Here is a 20,940-nt window from a genome sequence, read left to right as displayed (position 1 = left end):
ATATAGCCCCTTATTCACTCTAACTTACGACAATCATTTTTCCCGAACTGCTTCATTTACCTGATTAATTGTTCCGCTTTTGGCAAAATTTGTGCGCCAGATCGCGCGGTGAGATCATAATTGTAAATATCTGTACGGTACTGAGTACGCCCGTCTTCGCCAACAAACGCCGTCAGATAGTAAAGATTGACCGGAATATTGTGTCGAATATTAACGTAACGCGTATCCCCCTGCTTCAGGGCATACGAAATGCGCGTATCGTTCCAGCCCGCATCCTGCAGCAGCATATTGGCCAGCTCCGAGGCTTTGTTCACGCGCACGCAGCCAGAACTCAGCGCGCGCGTATCTTTCTGGAACAGATTGTGGTTCGGCGTATCGTGCAGATAGATAGCGTCAGAACTCGGCATATTGAATTTGTAACGCCCTAAAGAGTTATGCGCCCCCGGAGCCTGCTGGAAACGGAACGGCAGGTTAGAAGCCGTGATTGTTGACCAGTCGACCATATAAGGATCGATGGCCTCATTACTGTTCCAGCCACGCATCACCGTATAACCATGACGTTCCAGATAACCCGGATCGTTCCAGACCTTCGGCAGAATGTCTTTACGCGCCAGCGTCGGTGGCACGTTCCACGGCGGGTTAACCACCACATTATTCAGCGCGCTGCTCATCATCGGCGTTTTGCGATCCGGACGCCCGACAATCACGCGTGACGCCAGTTTTTCGCTACCGTCCTGGTAATAGACCAGTGAATACGCAGGAATGTTAACCATAATCCCGGTAGAGAGGGTTCCAGGCAGCAGGCGCAAACGCTGGATATTGAGCGCCAGCACCCCAGCCCGCTGCGCAGGCGATACGTTCAACCAGTCTCGTGTCGTCTGGCCAATGACGCCATCGGCTCCCAGTCCCTGAGCGGCCTGGAATTGCTTCACTGCCGCAACCAGCTCACGATCGTATGCTGCGGGTTTATTGCTGACGGCAATCGCTTTTTTCTCTTTCACGGGCGCTGACGGGCTGACCGCCGCGTTTTGTGGATCGTCACCAGGCAGAGCGATATGTGGCCCGCCATCAAGAAGACCGGAGCGCGTCAGGATCTCACGCAGAGCAGGCACATCGCTGCTCCACTGCCCCGGACGCAGCGTCGCGGTGCCGCGCATCTGCGGCCATGGACGCGAGTCGCCCACCAGCGCGAGAAGCGACTCGTGCAGAGTGGCATATTGTGGATGTGCCGGTGCGAGGCTGGCAATAAAGCGCGGCAGTTCGCCGTTATCCAGGGCTAACTGCCACTGGTTAATCACCGACAGCGCCGGCGTCGCCAGCTTATACGGCTTGTCGCTGTACAGCCAGCGGTTGCCATTGACCGGAATACCCGCCACGAACTGCAGATAGCCCATCATGGAATCGGAAAGCACGACGTCCCGTGCCTGACCGGACACGGCAGGATCGGTTAACAGCTCAACCCACTTTGTAAACTGTGGCTGAAACCCTGCAATCGCGACCTCCGCCAGCTGCTGCTGGAAGGCGCGCACGGCATCGCGGTTTTCCCACATCGGTTTCATATCGCGGGCAGCATAGAGGAGCGTGAGCTGATTGATATAGACCGGCGTGTAGCCTGACGGCAACCCTGACTGCAGCTGCTGGCTGAGCGATTCGGCATCGATACCTTCCGGCAGCGGCTTAATACCGGCCATGATAGCCGTCGCCGGAGACTGTTCCAGCGGCTGGGACAACGACGTAGGCTGCGTGCCTGTCGTTGCCGAGCTGTCAGTCGGCACAATTTCAGGCTCGTCGGCCTGGGCGGTTAACAGTGGAGCAAACATCACTGCCAGGCATAAACTAAGCGCCGACAGCTGACGACCACATTCTTTCTTAAGCAACATCCCTTGCCCCCTGTTTTCACGACATGCCCATCACGTTGGGGCTTTCTTTCATTATAGGTAGACGGCTAAGCTGTTGCCTTACCTTATGTAAAGAAGTTTAAAGATAACGCAGCCCTAAGCACAAGTTAAGTTTAAAAAAAAAGCGGCGCCAGGGCGCCGCTTCGGATCGGAAAACGCGTCAGGAAGCGTCCGCCGAGGTTTCTGGCAGTGACTCTGGCGGCTGCGGCGCAAAGCCACGCAGCCCCACAACGTGCACGTGTTCGCTGTTCTGGAACACTTTACGCACCAGCTTGTAGGTTGTCCCTTTTTCAGGACTGATGTTCTCCGGTGCCGCAATGATGAGCTGCATATCGAGACGTTCGCAAAGCTCAAACAGCGTAGCAATGGAGCGCGCATCAAGACGCGCCGCCTCATCCAGGAACAGCAGTCGGCATGGGGAGATGTCTTTGCCGCGCAGGCGGCGCGCTTCGTCTTCCCAGCTCTGTACCACCATCACCAGAATTGACATACCGGTACCGATCGCTTCACCGGTTGAGAGCGCTCCGGATTCCGCACGCAGCCAGCCGTCTGAACCACGGTTTACCTCTACCTCCATTTCCAGGTAGTTACGGTAATCCAGCAGCTCTTCACCGATGGTTTGCGGCGTACGCTGGCCCATATCAATCTGCGGGTTCAGGCGCTGATACAGTTTCGCCAGCGCTTCAGAGAAGGTCAGACGGTTACTGTTGAACAGATCCTGATGCTGTTCGTGCTGCTCAGACAGCACTTCCAGCAGGGTGGCATGCGCTTCGCGCACGTTAACGTTGAGGCGCACGCTGTTCACCTGGCCAAACGACACGCTCTGCAGACCCTGGTTGAGCTGGCGGATACGGTTCTGCTCGCGCTGAATGGTTTTACGGATGATGTTCGCCACGCTGCGGGAGCTGATCGCCAGCTTCTGCTCGCGGGAGGTCAGCTCTTCCGTCAGGCGACCCAGCTCGATTTCCATCTGTTCGATAGCCTCGACCGGATCGTCAGTACGAATGATGTCCTGACGAATACGTTCGCGCAGGTGCTGGTAAACCGCCACGAAGAACTGGATTTTACGTTCAGGACGTTTCGGATCTTCGGACATGCGCAGGACATCGCGCAGGTGTTCGTTATCCGCCACCGCCAGACGCAGAGCACCCAACGCCTTATCCGACATGGAACGCAGCTCATCGGCAGAGAGATACGCCAGTTCGCGACGGTGCAGGCGACGCTCAACGTTATTGTCTTTCACCATGCGCATCACCGCGCACCAGCCCGCCTTCGCGGTCACGACCTGCTCGCGCATCTCAAAGTAGTCGCGCTCCAGCTTGCGCAGGCGACGGGTCAGGTTATCCATTTCTGCTTCGCAGAAGGTCAGCGCTTTTTCCAGCTGATTGCGACGCGCACGGTTGTTGCTCAGCTGAGCATGCAGTTCGTCACGACGAATGCGCGCGCGCTCCTCTGCCCCGCTGTCGGCACGAACGCCGATGTCCTGAAGCTCTTTCTGCAGGTCGTTTAACAGCTCTTTCTTGGTATCGAAGGAGCTTTTCAGCGAGGCCAGCACCTGGTTGTACTGGTTCAGCTGAGCGGAATGGCTGCGCATCGCCTCGCGGGCGCGGGTACGTTCCGCTTCCGCCTGCTCAAGGCGCTGACGCAGCTTTTCATTCAGATCGCTGTTACCGCTCAGCATTTCTGCCGAATCGGAGTAGCCGAAGTGGGCGCGACGCTGCACCACCTCCGTCAGGGCGAACGCCTGCTGACGCGCCTCGCGCTGCACCTGCTGCGACCAGGCATAGTCTTCTTTCAACTGCTCAAACTGTTCCGGGTCGCTCTGCAGGACAGAGACAACCGGCTCCAGCTTCGCCAGCTGATTGCCGTGCTGCTGCACGAAGCGCGCGGCTTCCTGCGCTTCATCCAGGCGCTCCTGGATCTCGTCCACGCGATCGGCCAGCGTGTCATCCGCCAGCAGATTCAGGCGCGGCAGAATACGGTTAAGGGCCGCGACGCCCTCTTTCGCCTGCTCGAACTGGACGCGGCTCTGCTGGTTGTCGCTTTCATGACTGGCAATCGCCCGCTCCAGCTCGCCGCGACGGGTATTGAGCTTGCGAATTTCCGCTTCCGGGTCAGCTTCAAAGGCCACGGCCAGATGGCTGCCGATAAAGCGGCTAAACGCCTGATGCAGGCGCTGGGTTTTCTGCACGTCAAACGACAGCGTCGCAAAACGTTCAGATAGCGCTTCACGCTCGGCGTGCAGGCTTTCGATGCGGCTTTCGCGCGCGGCGCGGCCAAACAGCGGCAGTTCCGGGAAGCGGGAATAGCGCCACTGACGGTCAGCGATTTTCACCACCACCGCTTTTTCCAGCTCGTCGACGCTGAATACGCTGTCATCGAACGACTGCGGATCCCCTTCGATCAGGTAGAGATCTTCCGGACAATCTTCCAGGCCGGCAAGCTGCTCAGAAATCAGCGACAGATCCGGCACCACAATCGCATTACGGGATGGACCGTACAGCGCGGAGAAGTATGGCGCATCGTCCAGACCGACATCGTCGTAAATCTCGGACAGCAGCACGCCGCCAAAACGCTCCGCCAGGGCATTGAGACGCGGGTCTTCCGCACCGCCCGGCTGGCTTAAGCGTTCAATTTCTTCGTCGACTTCACGCTTGCGCGTGCCGACTTCATCACGCTCAACAATGGCTTCGCGCTCACGCTCCAGCAGCTGCTGCAGGTATTCGGTCACTTCCTGACTGGATTCAAACTGCTCGCCGCACTGTTCGCTGAGCTGGTTAAGGCTACTCTGGGCCGCCAGCCAGACCGGTGCACGCTGCAGAAGCGCTTGCGAACGGGACTGCAGCTGTTCCAGCTCCTGACGCAGGGTCATACGCTGTTCGCTGGCGCTGGAGACTGTGTCTGAAAGCGCAGCGATACGCGCCTCGAGTTCCTGATGCAGGGCCTCAAGCTCGTCAAAATCGTAATTTTTGCCCTGACGTTTGCAGAATTCCGCCAGCAGACGCTCGGCTTCCTGCTGCTCGCGCAGGCGCTGTTCCAGCTCGTTCAGACGCATACGCAGCGGCTGAACCTGCTCGGCCAGATGGCGCTGGTTCACGCCGTCGCGCAGCAGTTCACGGGCAACGTCCCAGGCTTCGTTACGCGCCAGCGGGCCGTTAATCGCCACAACCAGCTGATAAGCCTGCTCAAACTGGCTGTGTGCCGTTTGCGCAACGCTCATTTTCTGTTCGAGGGACAGCAGTTTCTCAGTGGCTTCCTGCTCTTTGGCCTGGAAGGTATCCAGCCACTCGTCGGCGCTTTCCGGCGTCAGGTCAGGCAGATGGCACAGCTCTTTCGCGCGCTGTAATGCCTGCAGTGCCTGGGTGTACTGGATCGCACGCGTCTGCTGCACGTCCAGCGCCTGCTGGTAATCGGCAAGCTGGCTTTTCAGCTCATCCACTTCCAGCTCGGCCGCTTCGGCGCGGGCTTCGTTCTCTTCCTGCATCTCGGCGGCTTCGGCCACCACTTCATTTTGCTCTTCGAGACGGATCTGCAGCTCATCGAGGTCCGCTTCATAGCGCTCGATTTTTTCCTGCTGACGGAGCGCAGTTTGCACCAGGTTCAGGTGATCGCTGGCGGCCTGGTAATCGGCTTCCAGGTCGCCCTCGGCACCGTTGTGCTCACCGAGCTCGCGCGCCATTTCGACGTGCTTGTACTGCTCGGCCACCAGCTGTTTACGGGAGGTAAACAGCTCGCGGCGATATTCTAATGCCTGATCGAGGTGGACGCGGCGCTCGTTAGCGTGGCGCATGTAGTCCGCCGCCACGTAGTTGGTGGCTTCGCTGATCAGGTGTTTAAACAGGTCACGGTCAGACTGGGTCACGCGAATCGCTTCCAGCGTCATGCGGTTTTCACGCAGCGCCGCTTCCATATCCTGGAAGGCCTTACGCACGCCGCTGTTTTCCGGCAGCAGGTAGTCGCGCAGGGAGCGGGTAATGGCGCTGGAGATACCGCCGTACAGGGACGCTTCGATCAGGCGGTAGTATTTGCTACGGTCTGATGCGGTACGCAGACGACGCGCCACCACGCCGAGATCGAACATCAGCGAGTGGTAGTCAGTAATCGAGTTGAACTGTTTGAACTGCACGCCTTCTATCGCTTCGAGCTTATCTTTCAGCTCCTGGAGCGTCAGCACGCGCGCCTGGCGTTCGTTCAGGGTTTCCGTCAGCAGCGCCGTTGGCTGCATGGACGTTGGCAGCCCCTGGATGGCGAACGGTTTAATATCGACTTTACGATCGCGACCGGCAACCTGCTGCAGGCGTACGCCCACCACCACGCGCTGATGGCGGGAGTTAATGACGTCCAGAACCGAATAACAGACGCCGGCCTTCAGCTTCCCGTGCAGACCTTTATCACGGGAACCGCTTGTGGCCCCCGCTTCAGTGGTGTTACGGAAGTGAAGCAGCGTCAGGTCAGGGATCAGCGCCGTGACAAAGGCCGCCATGGTGGTGGATTTACCCGCCCCGTTACCGCCGGAGAGCGTCGTGACCAGCTCATCCAGATCGAACGTTCGGGCAAAGAAGCCGTTCCAGTTAATCAGCGTCAGTGAGCGAAATTTACCGCGTTCAATCATTACTCTTCCTCCCCGCTATCCGGCAGATTCTCTTCATGCTCATCATTGAGCTGCAAATGGTTTTCCACCGGCATCGCTTCACCGTCGCGGATCATGCGAAGCTGCGCTTCACGCGCGTCATCGCCCGCACGCACGTCGGCGCCGAAGCGGAAGACAGATTCCGTAATGCGGAATTTGCTGCTGTCGTGACCCATAAACCAGACCATCCCCAGACGACGCAGACGGTTCAGGGAAGAGCGAACCTTTTCCTGTAATTTCTGACGGTCAAGATCCGACCCCGTGGAGCGGTTGTTCACCAGCTTGAGCAGCTTGCTCTCATCTGCCAGCGTCAACAGCTCGTCGTAAAGCTCCTGCTGGGTGAAGATCCCTTCATTCGCCAGACGTTCCGGGCTGAGATAGAGGTAGCAAAGAATTTTGCCGACCATCATATCCAGCTCGGAGAGCACGGAACGCGGAATCAGCGTCGTGGAGCGCGGGCGCAGGTAGAAAAACCCTTCCGGCGCGCGGATAAGCTCCACGTTGTAGCGTGCGTAAAACTCTTCCAGGTACTCCTGGAAGTCCATCAAAAAGGCGTGATTATCCAGCTCGTCTAAGCCAATGTGACGACCGGCACGCAGCTGGCTGTCCAGCGCCGGAAATAACGGATTCGCCAGCGCCTGTGCCAGCTTAACCGGCATCACTTGTTCAATATTTGTCAATGACATGCGCCTGTACCTTGGCTCCGTAATCGTTAATTGGCTGCCACTTCGGCGGCAGTCCGGTGAAGTCTGCTTGCGCGATACCCAGGCGAACCGCCTGGTCTACCACAATGCGGGCAACGTCGAAGTGGCGCGCGCGCGGATATTGCGCCAGATAGTCGCGCACCACGAGTCCAAGATCCAGCGGAGCTTGTCTGGTTTTGTAGACCGCGAGCTGTTCTTCGATCATCGCCGCAAGCTGCTCGCGAATTTCGTTAAATTCTTCATATTCCAGATCCGGCGGCAGTTCACCGGTCACCTCTTCATCACGCAGCGCCATCTCTTCGTCGCGCATATCCAGCAGACGATCGGCATTGGCGTAGGTCAGCGCCCACGGCGCATCGAAATAGGTCTGCACCGACTGGCGCAGACGCTGGGCAAAGACGCGGTTCTTATCCATATCGATCGCGGTACGGATAAATTTATGCACGTGTCGGTCATAGCCAATCCACAGGTCGATCGACTGCTGACCCCAGCTGATAATACGGTCCAGTTTGCTCTGCAGGTCGAACACTAAACGATCGATAAAGTGCAGATCGTCGTGCGCCAGCGTCGCGTCCTGGATGCGCAGCAGGTTCGCCTGCAGCTTATCCCCTGCGGCTTCCAGCGTATCCTGCAGCTCACGCAGCGTACCGGAGGTTTCTGACAGCAGAAGTTCACAGCTGGAGATGGCCGCTCGCCAGTCTTTATTCAGCAGCTGTGCGATATCGTCTTTCACCTGCTGCTGCTGTTCGTCCATCAGGCGCTGGGTCAGATCGATACTGTCGAAGATTTCCGCCACCGAATATTTCAGCGGTGCATAGACGTTTCGGTGCCAGTGGAATTCGTCACCGTCTTCATCTGCCGCATCGGCGGCGCGCTTAAGCTCACCCGCCACGATCGACAGCTGCATGGAAAGACGCAGCGTGGAAAATTCACGCTGGCGGATATAATAATCGGTGATGCCGATGCCCAGTGGCGTCAGGCGATAGATGGCGTTTCCTTCCGCCTGCTCGCTGGTAAAGCGGTTCAGCAGACGTTGACGCACCATATCGTTGATCGCGTTGTTGGCACGGACGCTAATGGTTTCGCTGGTTTGCTCAAACGCATCACTGACGTGGCGGAACGCATCCACCAGTTCACCCTCGCTCATTTCACCATCCAGCCGCTCGCCGTTCAGCGTGGCGACCGCCAGCAGGAATGAAAGTCTGTCTACCGGCAGCGAGATGGAGAAATCGTTTTTCCTGGCCCAGGCAACCAGTTCGGGGACTGTCTGGGAAAATTCACTCATAGGTTATCCTTGCATCTGCGGCTTGTGCGCGGTGACGTGAATATAGCGGCCAAGGCTGACAAAAGGCTCCTGACGGCAATACCGCGTTTCCAATTCTGTTAAGGTGTCAAAACAGTCACGCTGTTTGTGTTTTTCACGCAGATAATCATGAAACACCCTGACGCCCGTTTTCCCGACAATCTGCCAGCCAATCGCTTCCAGCCAGCCATAAACCTGCTGTGGATCGCGCGGATAGTCCGGGGAAAGCGTGCGCTTTTTCTTTTTGGGCATCCCGACCTGAACATAGTCGAAGTTTCCCGCAACCATGTTGTGCATCAGGAAGCCGTTAGCATTGTAGAACATCAGCGACAGCGTGCCGCCCGGGCGCAACATCGACCACAGGGTTTGTAACACGCTTTGCGGATCGGCAACCCACTCCAGCACCGCATGAAACAATATCAGATCAACCTGGGTTTCCAAATGCTGTGCGATGTCCTGAGCGGCGCATTGTATAAAATGCATGTTGTCGCTCACACCTTTCTCTTCTGCCGCACGCGTCGCGCGGGCGACCATTTCAGCAGAAAGATCGCAAAGCGTGACGTGATGACCGCGTTCAGCCATTTTTATGGCCGTCTGCCCTTCACCACCACCGGCGTCCAGCACGCGCAACGTTTGGCCGCCGAACGTAGCCAGAATGGTGTCCAGATCCTGCCAGAGGATCGTCTGACGGAGCTGCCCCTTCGTGGTGCCATAAATGTTGCGCGAAAATTTTTCCGCGATGTCATCAAAATTGCGATCCCGCATTGGGAGAGTTCCACTCGCTAACTGCAAAACCGCTATTTTGTCACACCCGCGCGGAGAATGAACCTCTCTGGTGTAATATCACCGGCAATCACCTGCTATATGGTCAAAAAAGGAACCAAAAAGGATGCTTTTTACCCTTAAGAAATACATTGGAGGGATGATGCTTCCCCTTCCGCTGCTGCTCATCATCATCGCGCTGGGGCTGGCGCTGGTGTGGTTCAGCCGCTTTCAGAAGAGTGGCAAAACGCTTATCACGCTCGGCTGGCTGGTCTTGCTGCTGTTGAGCCTGCAACCGGTCGCGGATGGCCTGTTACGCCCCATCGAAAACAGGTACCCAACATGGCAGGGAAATCAGAAAGTGTCGTACATCGTGGTGCTGGGCGGTGGATATACCTGGGATCCTGACTGGGCTCCGAGCTCAAACCTGATCAACAACAGCCTGCCACGGCTGAACGAAGGTATTCGCCTGTGGCTGGCAAATCCGGGATCAAAAATGATCTTCACCGGCGCGGCGGCCAAAACGAACCCGGTGAGTACGGCTGAAGCAGGCGCCAGGGTCGCGGAATCTCTCGGCGTGCCGCGTTCCTCAATCATCACGCTGGACAGCCCGAAAGACACCGAAGAAGAGGCTGCTGCAGTGAAGCAGGCGATTGGCGATGCCCCGTTCCTGCTGGTGACTTCCGCCTCGCACCTGCCGCGCGCGATAATTTTCTTTGAGAAGCAAGGCCTGCACCCGCTTCCCGCACCGGCAAACCAGATGGCCATCGACGCACCGCTCAACCCGTGGGAACGGGCGATCCCCTCCCCGGTGTGGCTGATGCACAGCGACCGCGTCGGCTACGAGTCGCTCGGACGTCTCTGGCAGTGGCTGAAAGGATCCTCAGGCGAGCCAGGGCAAGAGTGATTTTGTTGCCAGATCGAAGTTTGCGCGATTAAATCGTCCGGTGTTCACCAACTGCGCGACTTCGTCCCAGAGCAGGTATAGCCAGCGTCGCCAGAGAAACGCTTCCGCAACGGGGGCGCGTTGAAGGTAATGCCACAGTAAGCCTTCCGCCGCCCCGCTGTCGCTGAGCCTGAACAGCTCATATTCGCGCGGTGCCCAGAGCATGATGCCCGGCCCCACCATTGCCAGAAGCTGATCGCTGCGGGCGTCTTTGAGCATGCTGCGCAGGGTAAAATTGCCGTGGATCAGCACGCAGTTGTCATTAAAACCTTCGAACAAGGCTGGTAAGCACTCCCGGGTGCGAAACAGGATACGTTTGTCCTGCATGGTTAAACCGGTATTGTTGAACTGGTTAAGCGTTCCCCACAGCACTTCAACCCGCTGGCGGTACCACAGCGGCCAGAGGTTTTCCTGGGTGCTGTCAACCGGTCCGACAAGTCCACGGCTATCCTGACGGTGCCAGGCCAGCAGCGCCTCGACAATCTGGTCTTTCAGCTGCTCCCAGCGTTCCGGCGTTCGCGCGGGCGCTTCAACGGGCACACCGCGTAAACGTTCAATCAGCAGTACGTCCGGGCCGGGGTGTTCCTCATGGGTCATCACGCCATACACCGTCGGCATACGCACGGTTCCCTCCCGCGCCAGCATCGACATTTTCCATGCAAGCTGCCTGGCAACGCCGGGTGACGTGAAACTTCTTGCCATTAGCGGCATCGGGTTACCCTGACTGTCGTAAAGCGACCAGAGCGCGGTATCGGCTTTTTCACTCACGCATTCGACCCGGCTTAACTTTTCACCCAGCAGATGGCTAAGTTCGGCACGCAGCTGTTCCATATGAGATTACCCCCATTAAGACTACTGCTTTTATAATGAGCGTCCTTAATGAAGATGTCACCCGGAAGAGATCAATCAGGAAAAAGAAAGTGAAAAATAAAGCGGAGAGTGCATCCCTCCCTGCGGAGAGATGCCGGTAAGATTAACGCAATTCGGCGCGAACGCGCTCAAGATCTTCAGGGGTGTCTACGCCCGTGCCGGGGACTTCCACAGCAACGGCAACGTGAATTTTCTCGCCGTACCAGAGCACGCGAAGCTGCTCCAGCATTTCGATATGCTCCAGCGGGCTCGGCGCCCAGGCCACATAGCGGCGAATAAAGCCCGCGCGATAGCCGTAGATCCCAATATGACGCAGGAAGGTATCACCGATGGTCTCTTTAGAGAGCGCAAAGCGATCGCGATCCCACGGGATCGTGGCGCGGGAGAAATAGAGCGCATAGCCTTCCGCATCCATGACGACCTTCACCGCATTCGGGTTAAACGCTTCTTCTGCATGATGAATGGGTACCGCCAGCGTCGCCATTCCGACCTGACGCTGCGCCAGGTTTTCGGCCACCTGACGGATAATGACCGCGGGGATCATCGGCTCGTCACCCTGCACGTTTACGATGACCGTATCATCACTGAAACCGCATTTCTCAACCACTTCCGCCAGACGTTCGGTGCCGGACTGGTGATCGGCGCGAGTCATGCACACCTCTCCGCCTGCGGCCTCAACCGCACGAGCGACATCCGGATGATCGGTGGCAACAATCACGCGGTCAGCACCCGATTCACGCGCGCGCTCAAGGACATGCACAATCATCGGCTTGCCGTTGATATCCACCAGCGGCTTACCCGGCAGACGCGTTGAGGCATAACGCGCAGGAATAATGACAACAAAACTCATGGTTTGCTCTCTTCTGCCACCAGGGAACGAGCTTCATTTTCCAGCAATACCGGAATACCGTCACGCAGCGGGAAAGCCAGACTGTCCAGCTTGCAAATGAGCTCTTGTTTGTCCTGGCTGTAGTACAGTTTGCCGTTGCATACCGGGCAGGCAATAATTTCAAGTAAACGGTGATCCATAGTTCCTCCGTATGGGTAATCGCTAAAGCTTAACACATTCCCTTTTCAGGGCGTGCCTGTTTACCAGCCACTTCGACAGGATGTAAACAATCCATCAGGTACCCGGCCCAGCGTCACGTCGTCGGCACCCTGCCAGCGCGCGAATTCGCTAATGGCGGACGTTAATCCTTTTTCCAGGCTCGCCGTCACCCTGACGCCCTCTTGCAGATAAAGCGCAATGATTTCAAGCGTGCCTGTCTTGCGGTGCATTTTGGCATCCATGCGCCCGACCAGCTGTCCCTTATGCAGCAGCGGTAAAACAAAGTAGCCATACTGGCGCTTTGGGGCCGGGGTATAACATTCCAGCCGGTAGCTGAAATCAAAGAGCTGCTCGGCGCGTTTTCTGTCCCAGACGACCGGGTCGAAAGGCGACAATACCGCGCTGTGAGTTGCCTGAAGTTTCCCCTCCAGAGCCTGAGGCAATAACGGGAGGAGATCCGCATGAAGCCACATTTCGCCCAGCGTTTCCACGGTAACGGGAATAACGCGCTGTTCGCGTTGCCACATGTCCAGCAGCGGTTTCAGCGCGGGCTGGCGCAGGCGATAATAATCTGCCAGCCACTGCGTGCGAAAAATCCCCAGACTACGGGCGCTGTTCTCCAGCATAATGGCCTCGGCCGCCTCCTGGGTAAGCAGGTCGCGCTCGTCGTCCCAGTGCGGCATCACGCGATGCGTGAGGTCGTAGACGCGTTGAAAATTACGCCGCTCAATCACCATAACTTTGCCTGACGTGAACAACCCTTCGAGATGACGCTTGTGCGGCTTCCACTCCCACCAGCCGCTTGTTCCCTTGCGCGGGTGTTCAAAATCGGCAGAGCGTACAGGGCCGTTTTCCTGAATATGCGCGATGAGCTGCTCTATTTCAGCCACATGTTCCTGCATCCAGGCCTGTCGGTATTTCCAGCCCATCTTTTCCGGCGCAAGCATGCGGTGACGCACCAGGGCAAAATCGCTACGGGGCAGGAAGCAGGCTTCATGCGCCCAGTACTCCATCAACTCCCCCTTGCTGAGCGCCTCATCCAGCCACTGGGAAGGATAACTCCCCAGGCGGCTGAACAGCACCAGGTAAGGGCTGCGGGCCACAATATTAATGGTGTCGATCTGGAGTAGCGACATGCGCTGTACGGTAGAGAGGATATCGGCAGGCTGCGCGCGGCGGCGGGGCTTTTTGAGCAGCCCCTGCGCGGCCAGGTGGAGATTACGTGCGGCTGAAAGCGAGAGTTGCGGTAGAGACATGCGTTTTCCTGTCAGTCAAAGCGTCACCAGAACCGCGTAAGCCTTTAGTGCACCAACGCAATCAGTTCCTTGAGCAAATGTTCCGGCTGCTCACCGCTGAGTTCGGCGTCAACCGGCAGATACCACCAGTTATCTTTCGCAAAGGCGCGGCATTTCACCGCATCTTTTTCGGTCATGATCAGCGACTGCCCGGGTGCGGTCAAGGCGTCTACCTGCCCTTCCACCAGCGCCTGATGGTCGGCCAGCGGAACGCGTTTTTCCAGCCGGGCACCACACTGTTCCAGCGTCGCGAAGAAGCGCGGCGGATGACCAATGCCCGCCATCGCTACCAGTGAGGGCAACTCTGAAACCGACCGGCGTTCCCCCGTCACCAGGTTGATCGCCAGACCCGGCTGCAGGTGCATCGGGATTTCACCCGTTTTCGCCTCACCCCCGTTCACAATCACCGCATCCACAGACTTCAGACGTGAAGCGCGTTCGCGCATGGGCCCGGCAGGTAACCACCAGCCGTTACCAAAACGGCGAACGCCGTCGATGACTACAATCTCTTTATCACGCGCCAGGGCGTAATGCTGCAGACCATCGTCAGTGATGATGATTTGTACCGCGTGTTCGGCAAGCAGTGCCTGTACGGCATCGCTGCGCACCGGGGAAACCGCGACCGGTACGCCGGTACGCTGGAAAATCAATACCGGTTCATCACCCGCTTCAGCCGTCGTGGTTTCCGCCGTCAGCAACAGCGGGTAATGCGCCGCTTGACCACCATATCCGCGCGATACCACGCCCGGGCGTATACCGCGTTTTTGTAACTGCTCTACCAGCCAGATCACCACCGGCGTTTTGCCGTTGCCGCCCGCCGTAAGATTACCGACAACCACAACCGGCACCGGCGCGCGCCAGGCCCGCTTCACCCCCAGACGATAAAGCAGGCGGATGATGCCGCTCACCAGGCCGTAGAGCCAGGAGAGCGGCAAAAGCAGCAGCCACAGCGGGGATTCACCGGACCAGATGCGTGCAATCATTCGCCGAACTGCATCTTATGAAGCTGAGCGTAAACGCCGCGGTGTTCCAGCAGGTCAGCATGGCTTCCACGCTCAACAATGATACCGTCCTCAACCACGACGATTTCATCAGCCTGCTCGATAGTCGACAGACGGTGCGCAATCACCAGCGAGGTACGGTTCTTTTGCAGCTCATCCAGCGCGGACTGAATCGCGCGTTCAGATTCCGTATCCAGCGCAGAGGTCGCTTCGTCCAGGATCAGGATCGGGCTGTCGCGCAACAGCGCACGGGCAATGGCGATACGCTGACGCTGCCCACCGGAGAGCAGTACGCCGTTCTCACCGATGATGGTATCCAGACCGTTATCCATCTTGTTGATAAAGTCCATCGCGTAAGCCATACGCGCGGCGTTTTCAATCTGCTCGCGGCTGTACTCTTCAGTACGCGCATAGGCAATATTGTTTGCCACGGTATCGTTGAAAAGGTGCACGTTCTGAGAGACCAGCGCTACCTGGTTACGCAGCGACTGCAGGGTATACTCCCGCAGGTCGTGGCCGTCTAACAGAATTTCACCTTCGTCAATGTCGTAGAAACGGGTGATCAGACTGGCAATGGTCGATTTACCCGAGCCAGAACGGCCTACCAGCGCAACGGTTTTCCCCGCCGGAATGGTCAGGTTGATATTGCGCAGAGCCGGTGTTTCGCGGCCAGGATAGGTAAAGGTCACATTGCGGAACTCAACGTCGCCGTTCGCGCGCTCAATGACGCGTTTGCCTTCATCTTTTTCCTGCTCGGAATCCAGAATGCTGAACAGGGTCTGGCAGGCGGCCATCCCACGCTGGAACTGGGCGTTTACGTTCGTCAGTGACTTCAGCGGACGCATCAGGGCAATCATTGAGGAGAAGACCACGGTAATGGTACCCGCCGTCAGCGTCTCCATGACGCTCGGGAAGCTTGCTGCATACAGGACGAACGCCAGTGCCAGCGAAGCAATCAGCTGAATAATCGGGTCAGAGATGGAAGAGGCCGAGACCATTTTCATCCCCTGCAGACGCATTTTGTTACTGACTTTATCAAAGCGTTTGGTTTCGACGTCCTGACCACCAAAAATCAGCACTTCTTTATGCCCTTTCAGCATCTGCTCTGCGCTGGTGGTCACCTGCCCCATCGTGTTCTGCATATTCTTACTGATATTGCGGAAGCGCTTTGACACGACGCGGATAGCAATGGAAACCACCGGTGCCAGAACGATAAGGATAAGCGACAGCTGCCAGCTGTAGTAGAACATCATCACGAACAGGCCGATGATCGACGCGCCCTCGCGCACAACGGTAATCAGTGCGCTGGAAGAGGAAGAAGCAACCTGCTCGGAGTCGTAGGTAATACGCGACAACAGCGTCCCGGTTGACTGCTTATCAAAGAACGCAACCGGCATGCCCATCATATGACTGAACAGTCGACGGCGCATGGTCATCACCACTTTCCCGGATACCCAGGAAATGCAGTAGCTTGAGATATAGCTGGTGATACCGCGTAAGATCATCAGTCCGATAACCACCAGAGGCATCCATAGCAGCACTGAGCGATCCGTTTTACCAAAACCGTCATCCAGTAACGGTTTAAGAAGCGATAGCATAAAAGTATCGCTGGCTGCGTTGAGGATTAACGCTACACCCGCCACGATCAAGCCTGCTTTAAAAGGGGCAATCATCGGCCAGAGTCGGCGGAACGTTTGCCACGTGGAGAGATCTTTGTCGTTATGCATTCAAAAAACCAGCATTGTTGAAATAGCCGCATATTCTACCCGTTATCGACGGGCGCGCCAAACCACTGATGATACCAACGTGGTAAAATTTGCTCTCGCAAGCGCCGGATTTGCCAGTGATGTTGCGAGAATGTCACCGATATTTGTCCTGAGTGAGGGGTATCGTGCCAGATATACCCCTCTTTTCGATAGCGTCGGACAACTTTTGGCGACGGGAAATGCCATGCGTTATAGCGGGCCGCGGAATCCAGGGCAATCTGTCCTCCCACCCGCTGTACCAGCGGCAATGAAGACGAGGTATTGCTGCCATGATGGGGCACCTGTATCAACGTGGACGTCATATAGCGCCAGTAATGGCTAAGCATAGCCTGTTCCGCTTGCGCTTCAATATCTCCTGTTAACAGAACACTTTGCTCCCCGTCGTCCACCTTTACCACGCAGGAACGGTTATTCCCCTGGGCCGGGTAATTTTCAGGGGGCCAGTGGACGGTGAAGGTTAACCCCTGCCATAACCATTTCTGCCCACGAAAACAGGGACGGTGTCCCGTCCTGCGCAACGGGCTTCTTATCCATATATCCGGCCATGCTTTTTGCAACGAAATGAGGCCTCCTGCATGGTCGAGGTGTTCATGACTGAGAATCACCCCGTCTGGCTGCAGGTGATGCCAGCGAAGCCAGGGAATTATTAACCGCTGCGCGCTGTCTCCGTCCGGCCAGGCGAGCCCGGTATCATAAAGAATGGCTTTTCCCTGCCTTTCAATGACCATGGCCAGCCCCTGCCCCACGTCCAGCATATGCAGCGTCCAGCTCTCGCTTTTTGACACTCGCCAGAGGGGAAATGTCAGTAAGACACTGCCTGCAAGACAAACGGCAGGAACGGTTTTCCAGGCACGAAAACGCCAGGCAATGATGATCAACCACGGCAGTAATGCCATGGTTTGCCAGCGTTGATCGACATTCTGCCAGCCATCAGGCAGGCGCATCAGTAGCCAGAAGAGTCCCGCAAGCGACTTATCGGCAGCAAACCAGATGGCACTTTCAACCGCTGCCAGCGGTAGCAGATGGAGCAGCATACCGAGCAGGATCAGCGGGACGGAGACAAACGTTACCAGGGGCACGGCAAAGAGATTCGCGACCAGGGATGAGAGGCTGAAGCCATGGAAAATCAGAACCTGTAACGGCATGAGCAGAAGCAACATGCCGACCTGCAGATAAATCAGGTTCACTAGCGGCCGTATACGTCGTGTCCGCTGCCAGTCAGGAAGCGGCAGCCACTGAAACCAGAAAATCAGCGCGGCGACGGCAAAGGCTGACAAAGCCAGACTCTGCGAAAGTACGGCTAACGGATCGTTTAACAGTATCGCCGCGATACAGCACCCCCATACCTGCCAGGGAGACCATTGACGACCAGCGATCCGCAACATGGCAAGCACAGCAAGTGCGATGACCGTCCGCAGCGCAGGCGGTTGCAGGCCGGTAAGCCAGGCGTAGAAAGCAGCAAAGATTAACCCGGCAAGGAGAGGCATTTGCCAGCGGACCCGATGGCTGGGTAATAAAAACTGGAGTCCACGTGCAAGTAACCAGACGAGAGAGGCTGCCAGCGCGATATGCAGACCCGAAATCGCCATCAAATGCAGCGTGCCGGTTTCCCGCATCAGATCTTTTATTTCCCGCGGTACATCCAGGCGTTCCCCCATCCCAAGGCCCAGGATAACCGCTCCCCATGGATAAGCAGAAAGTCGGTTTTGCAGCGACAGCAGATATTGCGCTCGCAGGCTGCAGCGCCCGTCGACGAGTTCCGCACGGGTGAAGCGCCCGCTCAACGTTTGATGTCGGGCAAAAGCGCTGCGCTGAGCATCATAACCGCCGTCGTTCAGTTCGCCGTGTGCAGGCCTGAGCCTGAGCGTCATGGTCCAGCGCTGACCGGCACAGGCTTTCTGCGGCAGATAATTGCCATACAGCGTTACGCCGGTGGAGGCCCACCAGCGCTTGCCATCGACGCTGCGAATGTTTCCCTGATGCAGAGTGGCGCCGTCGGTCGCGGTGAGCTCTACCTCAGCCTGCACGGCCCCCGTTGTTAAATGCTGCATCGGCCAGACGCTCTCTTGCGCGGCCAGAATGCCCCACGCACAAAATAACAGCGTGATACCAGCATACTTCACTCGACGGTTTTGCCATGCAGCAAGCACTATCCCCCCAGCCACCATGGCCCACACAGTGTAAGGTGACGGCAATTCAGGTAACCAGAGTAACGGAACTATCGCCAGCATGGCGCAGACACTAAGCGTGGGAATTCCCATTGCTACCTCCCTGTTTCAGGGTGGCAGTATGCAAGCAGGGTGAGCGGGTCGTCAGGTGTGAAGGATGCGATTTACAGCAAGCGCAGCAAGGTATTTTACGGGTTGCAGAAAACGAAACGGCAAATGCGGGGCACCTTCAGAAAGAAAGCGACAGGCACAAAAAAAGCACCCGCAGGTGCTTTCTTTCGAACCCAGTTTAACCGGCTGGCTAAACTCAGTTGCCGTAAATATTGGCGCGATCGCGCAGTTCTTTACCCGGCTTAAAGTGTGGAACGTACTTACCTTCCAGCTCGACTTTATCGCCAGTTTTCGGGTTACGCCCGGTACGTGGAGCACGATAGTGCAGAGAAAAACTACCGAAACCGCGGATTTCAATGCGCTCGCCCTGGGCAAGAGTGGAGGCCATATGCTCCAGCATCTCTTTTACGGCATCTTCCACTGCTTTGGCAGGGATATGCGGTTGCTGACTGGCAAGTCTTTCAATCAATTCTGACTTGGTCATGATTCCTCCGGTTCCTTTCAAACCAATTAGCTGAACAGCTCATTAAACAAGGGCGGCCGTAGCCGCCCTTTGTTATTGATTACAGGACGAATCCTGTAATCTGTCAAGTTTGCTCCTCATCCTTCACGCTGTAAATGCATTACAGCGCACATGATGCTGAGAACCTGATATTACTCGCCTTTAGCTGCTTTGAAAGCTTCAGCCATTGCGTTGTTAGAGAAGTTTGCATCTTCCTGTTTGTTAACAGTTGCGATTGCATCTTTCTCATCAGCTTCGTCTTTAGCACGAACAGACAGGCTGATTGCACGGTTCTTACGGTCAACACCGGTGAACTTAGCTTCAACGTCGTCGCCTACGTTCAGAACCAGAGTGGCATCTTCAACGCGGTCACGGGAAGCTTCAGAAGCGCGCAGGTAACCTTCAACGCCGTCAGCCAGTTCTACGGTTGCGCCTTTAGCGTCAACTGCAGTCACTTTACCGTTTACGATTGCGCCTTTCTTGTTCAGTGCAACCCAGTTGTTGAACGGATCTTCTGCGAGCTGTTTAACGCCCAGGGAGATACGCTCACGCTCTGCGTCAACCTGCAGAACAACTGCAGCGATTTCGTCGCCTTTTTTGTATTCACGAACTGCTTCTTCGCCTGCAACGTTCCAGGAGATGTCAGACAGGTGAACCAGGCCATCGATGCCGCCGTCCAGGCCGATGAAGATACCGAAGTCAGTGATAGACTTGATTTTACCTTCAACACGGTCACCCTTGTTGTGGGTTTCCGCGAACTGCTGCCATGGGTTGTTTTTGCACTGCTTCAGGCCCAGGGAGATACGACGACGTTCTTCGTCGATATCCAGAACCATCACTTCCACTACATCACCAACGTTAACAACTTTGGATGGGTGGATGTTTTTGTTGGTCCAGTCCATTTCGGAAACGTGCACCAGACCTTCAACGCCTTCTTCGATTTCAACGAAGCAGCCGTAGTCAGTCAGGTTGGTTACGCGACCAGTCAGTTTAGTACCTTCTGGGTAACGCTTAGCGATAGCTACCCATGGATCTTCGCCCAGCTGTTTCAGGCCGAGGGATACACGAGTACGCTCGCGGTCGAACTTCAGCACTTTAACAGTGATTTCGTCGCCCACGTTCACGATTTCGCTTGGGTGCTTAACGCGTTTCCACGCCATGTCGGTGATGTGCAGCAGGCCATCAACGCCGCCCAGGTCAACGAATGCGCCGTAGTCAGTGAGGTTCTTAACGATACCTTTGACTTCCATGCCTTCCTGCAGGTTTTCCAGCAGCTGATCGCGTTCTGCGCTGTTTTCGGATTCGATAACGGCACGACGGGAAACAACAACGTTGTTACGCTTCTGGTCCAGCTTGATTACTTTGAACTCAAGCTCTTTACCTTCCAGGTGCAGGGTGTCACGAACTGGACGAACGTCTACCAGAGAACCTGGCAGGAACGCACGAATACCATTCAGCTCAACAGTGAAGCCACCTTTAACTTTGCCGTTGATAACACCGACCACAGTTTCAGCTTCTTCGTAAGCTTTTTCCAGCGTGATCCATGCTTCGTGACGTTTCGCTTTCTCACGAGAAAGCAGGGTTTCACCGAAGCCGTCTTCTACTGCGTCCAGAGCAACGTCAACTTCGTCGCCAACCTGGATTTCCAGCTCGCCCTGGGCGTTTTTGAACTGCTCTGCCGGAATGGCGGACTCAGATTTCAGACCGGCGTCAACCAGTACTACGTCTTTGTCGATAGCAACAACAACACCGCGAACGATGGAACCCGGGCGGGTTTCGATTTCTTTTAAGGATTCTTCAAACAGTTGAGCAAAAGATTCAGTCATGTTTAATCTTCAGGTTAATATTAACGTCCACCTGGCTCCGTGCCGGATGGGGTTGTTTCACATACCCGCCGTCAATCCCTTGCAGCGGGGGTACTGCTAAATCGGTCGCG

15 protein-coding genes are annotated in these 20,940 nt (G+C 56.4%); 1 reads left to right on the top strand and 14 read right to left on the bottom strand.

The annotated features are described in order from the left end of the window. Positions 1-56 precede the first annotated feature (56 nt). From ldtD to cmoM, 5 genes are all read right to left on the bottom strand, one after another. Positions 57-1,880, bottom strand: coding sequence for a L,D-transpeptidase (ldtD, locus tag ABFV38_RS07525; RefSeq protein WP_348959006.1), 1,824 nt, complete (start codon positions 1,878-1,880; stop codon positions 57-59). A 178-nt stretch (positions 1,881-2,058) separates the two neighbouring features. Beyond that, entirely contained in the window at positions 2,059-6,510 is a 4,452-nt protein-coding gene (gene mukB, locus ABFV38_RS07520; protein WP_348959004.1) for a chromosome partition protein MukB, read from the bottom strand. Beyond that, entirely contained in the window at positions 6,510-7,214 is a 705-nt protein-coding gene (gene mukE, locus ABFV38_RS07515; RefSeq protein ID WP_008499954.1) for a chromosome partition protein MukE, read from the bottom strand. Before mukE ends, mukB begins: the two co-directional genes overlap by 1 nt. Continuing rightward, entirely contained in the window at positions 7,195-8,517 is a 1,323-nt protein-coding gene (gene mukF, locus ABFV38_RS07510; RefSeq protein WP_008499955.1) for a chromosome partition protein MukF, read from the bottom strand. The genes mukE and mukF overlap by 20 nt, the downstream gene beginning before the upstream one ends. Before the next feature lie 3 nt (positions 8,518-8,520). Further along, complete coding sequence (cmoM, locus tag ABFV38_RS07505) at positions 8,521-9,300, bottom strand: tRNA uridine 5-oxyacetic acid(34) methyltransferase CmoM (RefSeq protein ID WP_032649174.1); 780 nt, start codon at positions 9,298-9,300, stop codon at positions 8,521-8,523. A gap of 124 nt (positions 9,301-9,424) precedes the next feature. On the opposite strand from cmoM, the gene elyC reads away from it, so the two are divergent. Next, positions 9,425-10,204, top strand: a complete 780-nt coding sequence (gene elyC, locus ABFV38_RS07500; protein WP_262810346.1) for an envelope biogenesis factor ElyC — start codon at positions 9,425-9,427, stop codon at positions 10,202-10,204. On the opposite strand, the gene ABFV38_RS07495 is transcribed toward elyC, so the two are convergent. From ABFV38_RS07495 to rpsA, 9 genes are all read right to left on the bottom strand, one after another. Beyond that, positions 10,181-11,074, bottom strand: coding sequence for a YcbJ family phosphotransferase (locus ABFV38_RS07495; protein WP_048027209.1), 894 nt, complete (start codon positions 11,072-11,074; stop codon positions 10,181-10,183). The genes elyC and ABFV38_RS07495 overlap by 24 nt on opposite strands. Positions 11,075-11,216: 142 nt before the next feature. After that, complete coding sequence (gene kdsB, locus ABFV38_RS07490; RefSeq protein WP_348959001.1) at positions 11,217-11,963, bottom strand: 3-deoxy-manno-octulosonate cytidylyltransferase; 747 nt, start codon at positions 11,961-11,963, stop codon at positions 11,217-11,219. Further along, positions 11,960-12,142, bottom strand: a complete 183-nt coding sequence (ycaR, locus tag ABFV38_RS07485) for a protein YcaR (protein WP_006174474.1) — start codon at positions 12,140-12,142, stop codon at positions 11,960-11,962. Before ycaR ends, kdsB begins: the two co-directional genes overlap by 4 nt. 60 nt (positions 12,143-12,202) lie before the next feature. Beyond that, a complete protein-coding gene (locus ABFV38_RS07480; RefSeq protein WP_235400942.1) occupies positions 12,203-13,417 on the bottom strand; it encodes a winged helix-turn-helix domain-containing protein in 1,215 nt (404 codons plus the stop codon). Positions 13,418-13,461: 44 nt separating this feature from the next. Beyond that, positions 13,462-14,439 (bottom strand): tetraacyldisaccharide 4'-kinase, encoded by a 978-nt coding sequence (gene lpxK, locus ABFV38_RS07475; protein ID WP_111966982.1) that lies wholly within the window; start codon positions 14,437-14,439, stop codon positions 13,462-13,464. Beyond that, the gene (gene msbA / locus ABFV38_RS07470) at positions 14,436-16,184 is read right to left on the bottom strand and encodes a lipid A ABC transporter ATP-binding protein/permease MsbA (RefSeq protein ID WP_045908385.1); all 1,749 of its coding nucleotides are present in this window, start codon (positions 16,182-16,184) and stop codon (positions 14,436-14,438) included. Before msbA ends, lpxK begins: the two co-directional genes overlap by 4 nt. 35 nt (positions 16,185-16,219) lie before the next feature. Then, positions 16,220-18,484 carry a ComEC family protein gene (locus tag ABFV38_RS07465; RefSeq protein ID WP_348958998.1) on the bottom strand — a complete coding sequence of 755 codons (2,265 nt, stop codon included), beginning with the start codon at positions 18,482-18,484 and terminating at the stop codon, positions 16,220-16,222. Positions 18,485-18,698: 214 nt separating this feature from the next. Then, positions 18,699-18,986 carry an integration host factor subunit beta gene (gene ihfB, locus ABFV38_RS07460; RefSeq protein WP_008499965.1) on the bottom strand — a complete coding sequence of 96 codons (288 nt, stop codon included), beginning with the start codon at positions 18,984-18,986 and terminating at the stop codon, positions 18,699-18,701. Positions 18,987-19,156: 170 nt separating this feature from the next. Further along, on the bottom strand, positions 19,157-20,830 hold the full coding sequence (gene rpsA / locus ABFV38_RS07455) for a 30S ribosomal protein S1 (protein WP_008499966.1): 1,674 nt from the start codon (positions 20,828-20,830) through the stop codon (positions 19,157-19,159). Positions 20,831-20,940 lie beyond the last annotated feature (110 nt).

It is taken from the genome of Enterobacter cloacae complex sp. Mu1197, assembly GCF_040059225.1.
GTDB classification, from domain to species: Bacteria; Pseudomonadota; Gammaproteobacteria; order Enterobacterales; family Enterobacteriaceae; genus Enterobacter; species Enterobacter quasiroggenkampii.
Note: the sequence above shows the minus strand (reverse complement) of the source record. Positions and strands in the feature narration are given on the sequence as shown.

What these genes read in the sequence shown, in the direction of transcription:
- ldtD (WP_348959006.1), bottom strand. Translation starts at nt 1,880, where the DNA reads ATGTTGCTTAAGAAAGAATGTGGTCGTCAGCTGTCGGCGCTTAGTTTA.
- mukB (WP_348959004.1), bottom strand. Translation starts at nt 6,510, where the DNA reads ATGATTGAACGCGGTAAATTTCGCTCACTGACGCTGATTAACTGGAAC.
- mukE (WP_008499954.1), bottom strand. Translation starts at nt 7,214, where the DNA reads ATGTCATTGACAAATATTGAACAAGTGATGCCGGTTAAGCTGGCACAG.
- mukF (WP_008499955.1), bottom strand. Translation starts at nt 8,517, where the DNA reads ATGAGTGAATTTTCCCAGACAGTCCCCGAACTGGTTGCCTGGGCCAGG.
- cmoM (WP_032649174.1), bottom strand. Translation starts at nt 9,300, where the DNA reads ATGCGGGATCGCAATTTTGATGACATCGCGGAAAAATTTTCGCGCAAC.
- elyC (WP_262810346.1), top strand. Translation starts at nt 9,425, where the DNA reads ATGCTTTTTACCCTTAAGAAATACATTGGAGGGATGATGCTTCCCCTT.
- ABFV38_RS07495 (WP_048027209.1), bottom strand. Translation starts at nt 11,074, where the DNA reads ATGGAACAGCTGCGTGCCGAACTTAGCCATCTGCTGGGTGAAAAGTTA.
- kdsB (WP_348959001.1), bottom strand. Translation starts at nt 11,963, where the DNA reads ATGAGTTTTGTTGTCATTATTCCTGCGCGTTATGCCTCAACGCGTCTG.
- ycaR (WP_006174474.1), bottom strand. Translation starts at nt 12,142, where the DNA reads ATGGATCACCGTTTACTTGAAATTATTGCCTGCCCGGTATGCAACGGC.
- ABFV38_RS07480 (WP_235400942.1), bottom strand. Translation starts at nt 13,417, where the DNA reads ATGTCTCTACCGCAACTCTCGCTTTCAGCCGCACGTAATCTCCACCTG.
- lpxK (WP_111966982.1), bottom strand. Translation starts at nt 14,439, where the DNA reads ATGATTGCACGCATCTGGTCCGGTGAATCCCCGCTGTGGCTGCTGCTT.
- msbA (WP_045908385.1), bottom strand. Translation starts at nt 16,184, where the DNA reads ATGCATAACGACAAAGATCTCTCCACGTGGCAAACGTTCCGCCGACTC.
- ABFV38_RS07465 (WP_348958998.1), bottom strand. Translation starts at nt 18,484, where the DNA reads ATGGGAATTCCCACGCTTAGTGTCTGCGCCATGCTGGCGATAGTTCCG.
- ihfB (WP_008499965.1), bottom strand. Translation starts at nt 18,986, where the DNA reads ATGACCAAGTCAGAATTGATTGAAAGACTTGCCAGTCAGCAACCGCAT.
- rpsA (WP_008499966.1), bottom strand. Translation starts at nt 20,830, where the DNA reads ATGACTGAATCTTTTGCTCAACTGTTTGAAGAATCCTTAAAAGAAATC.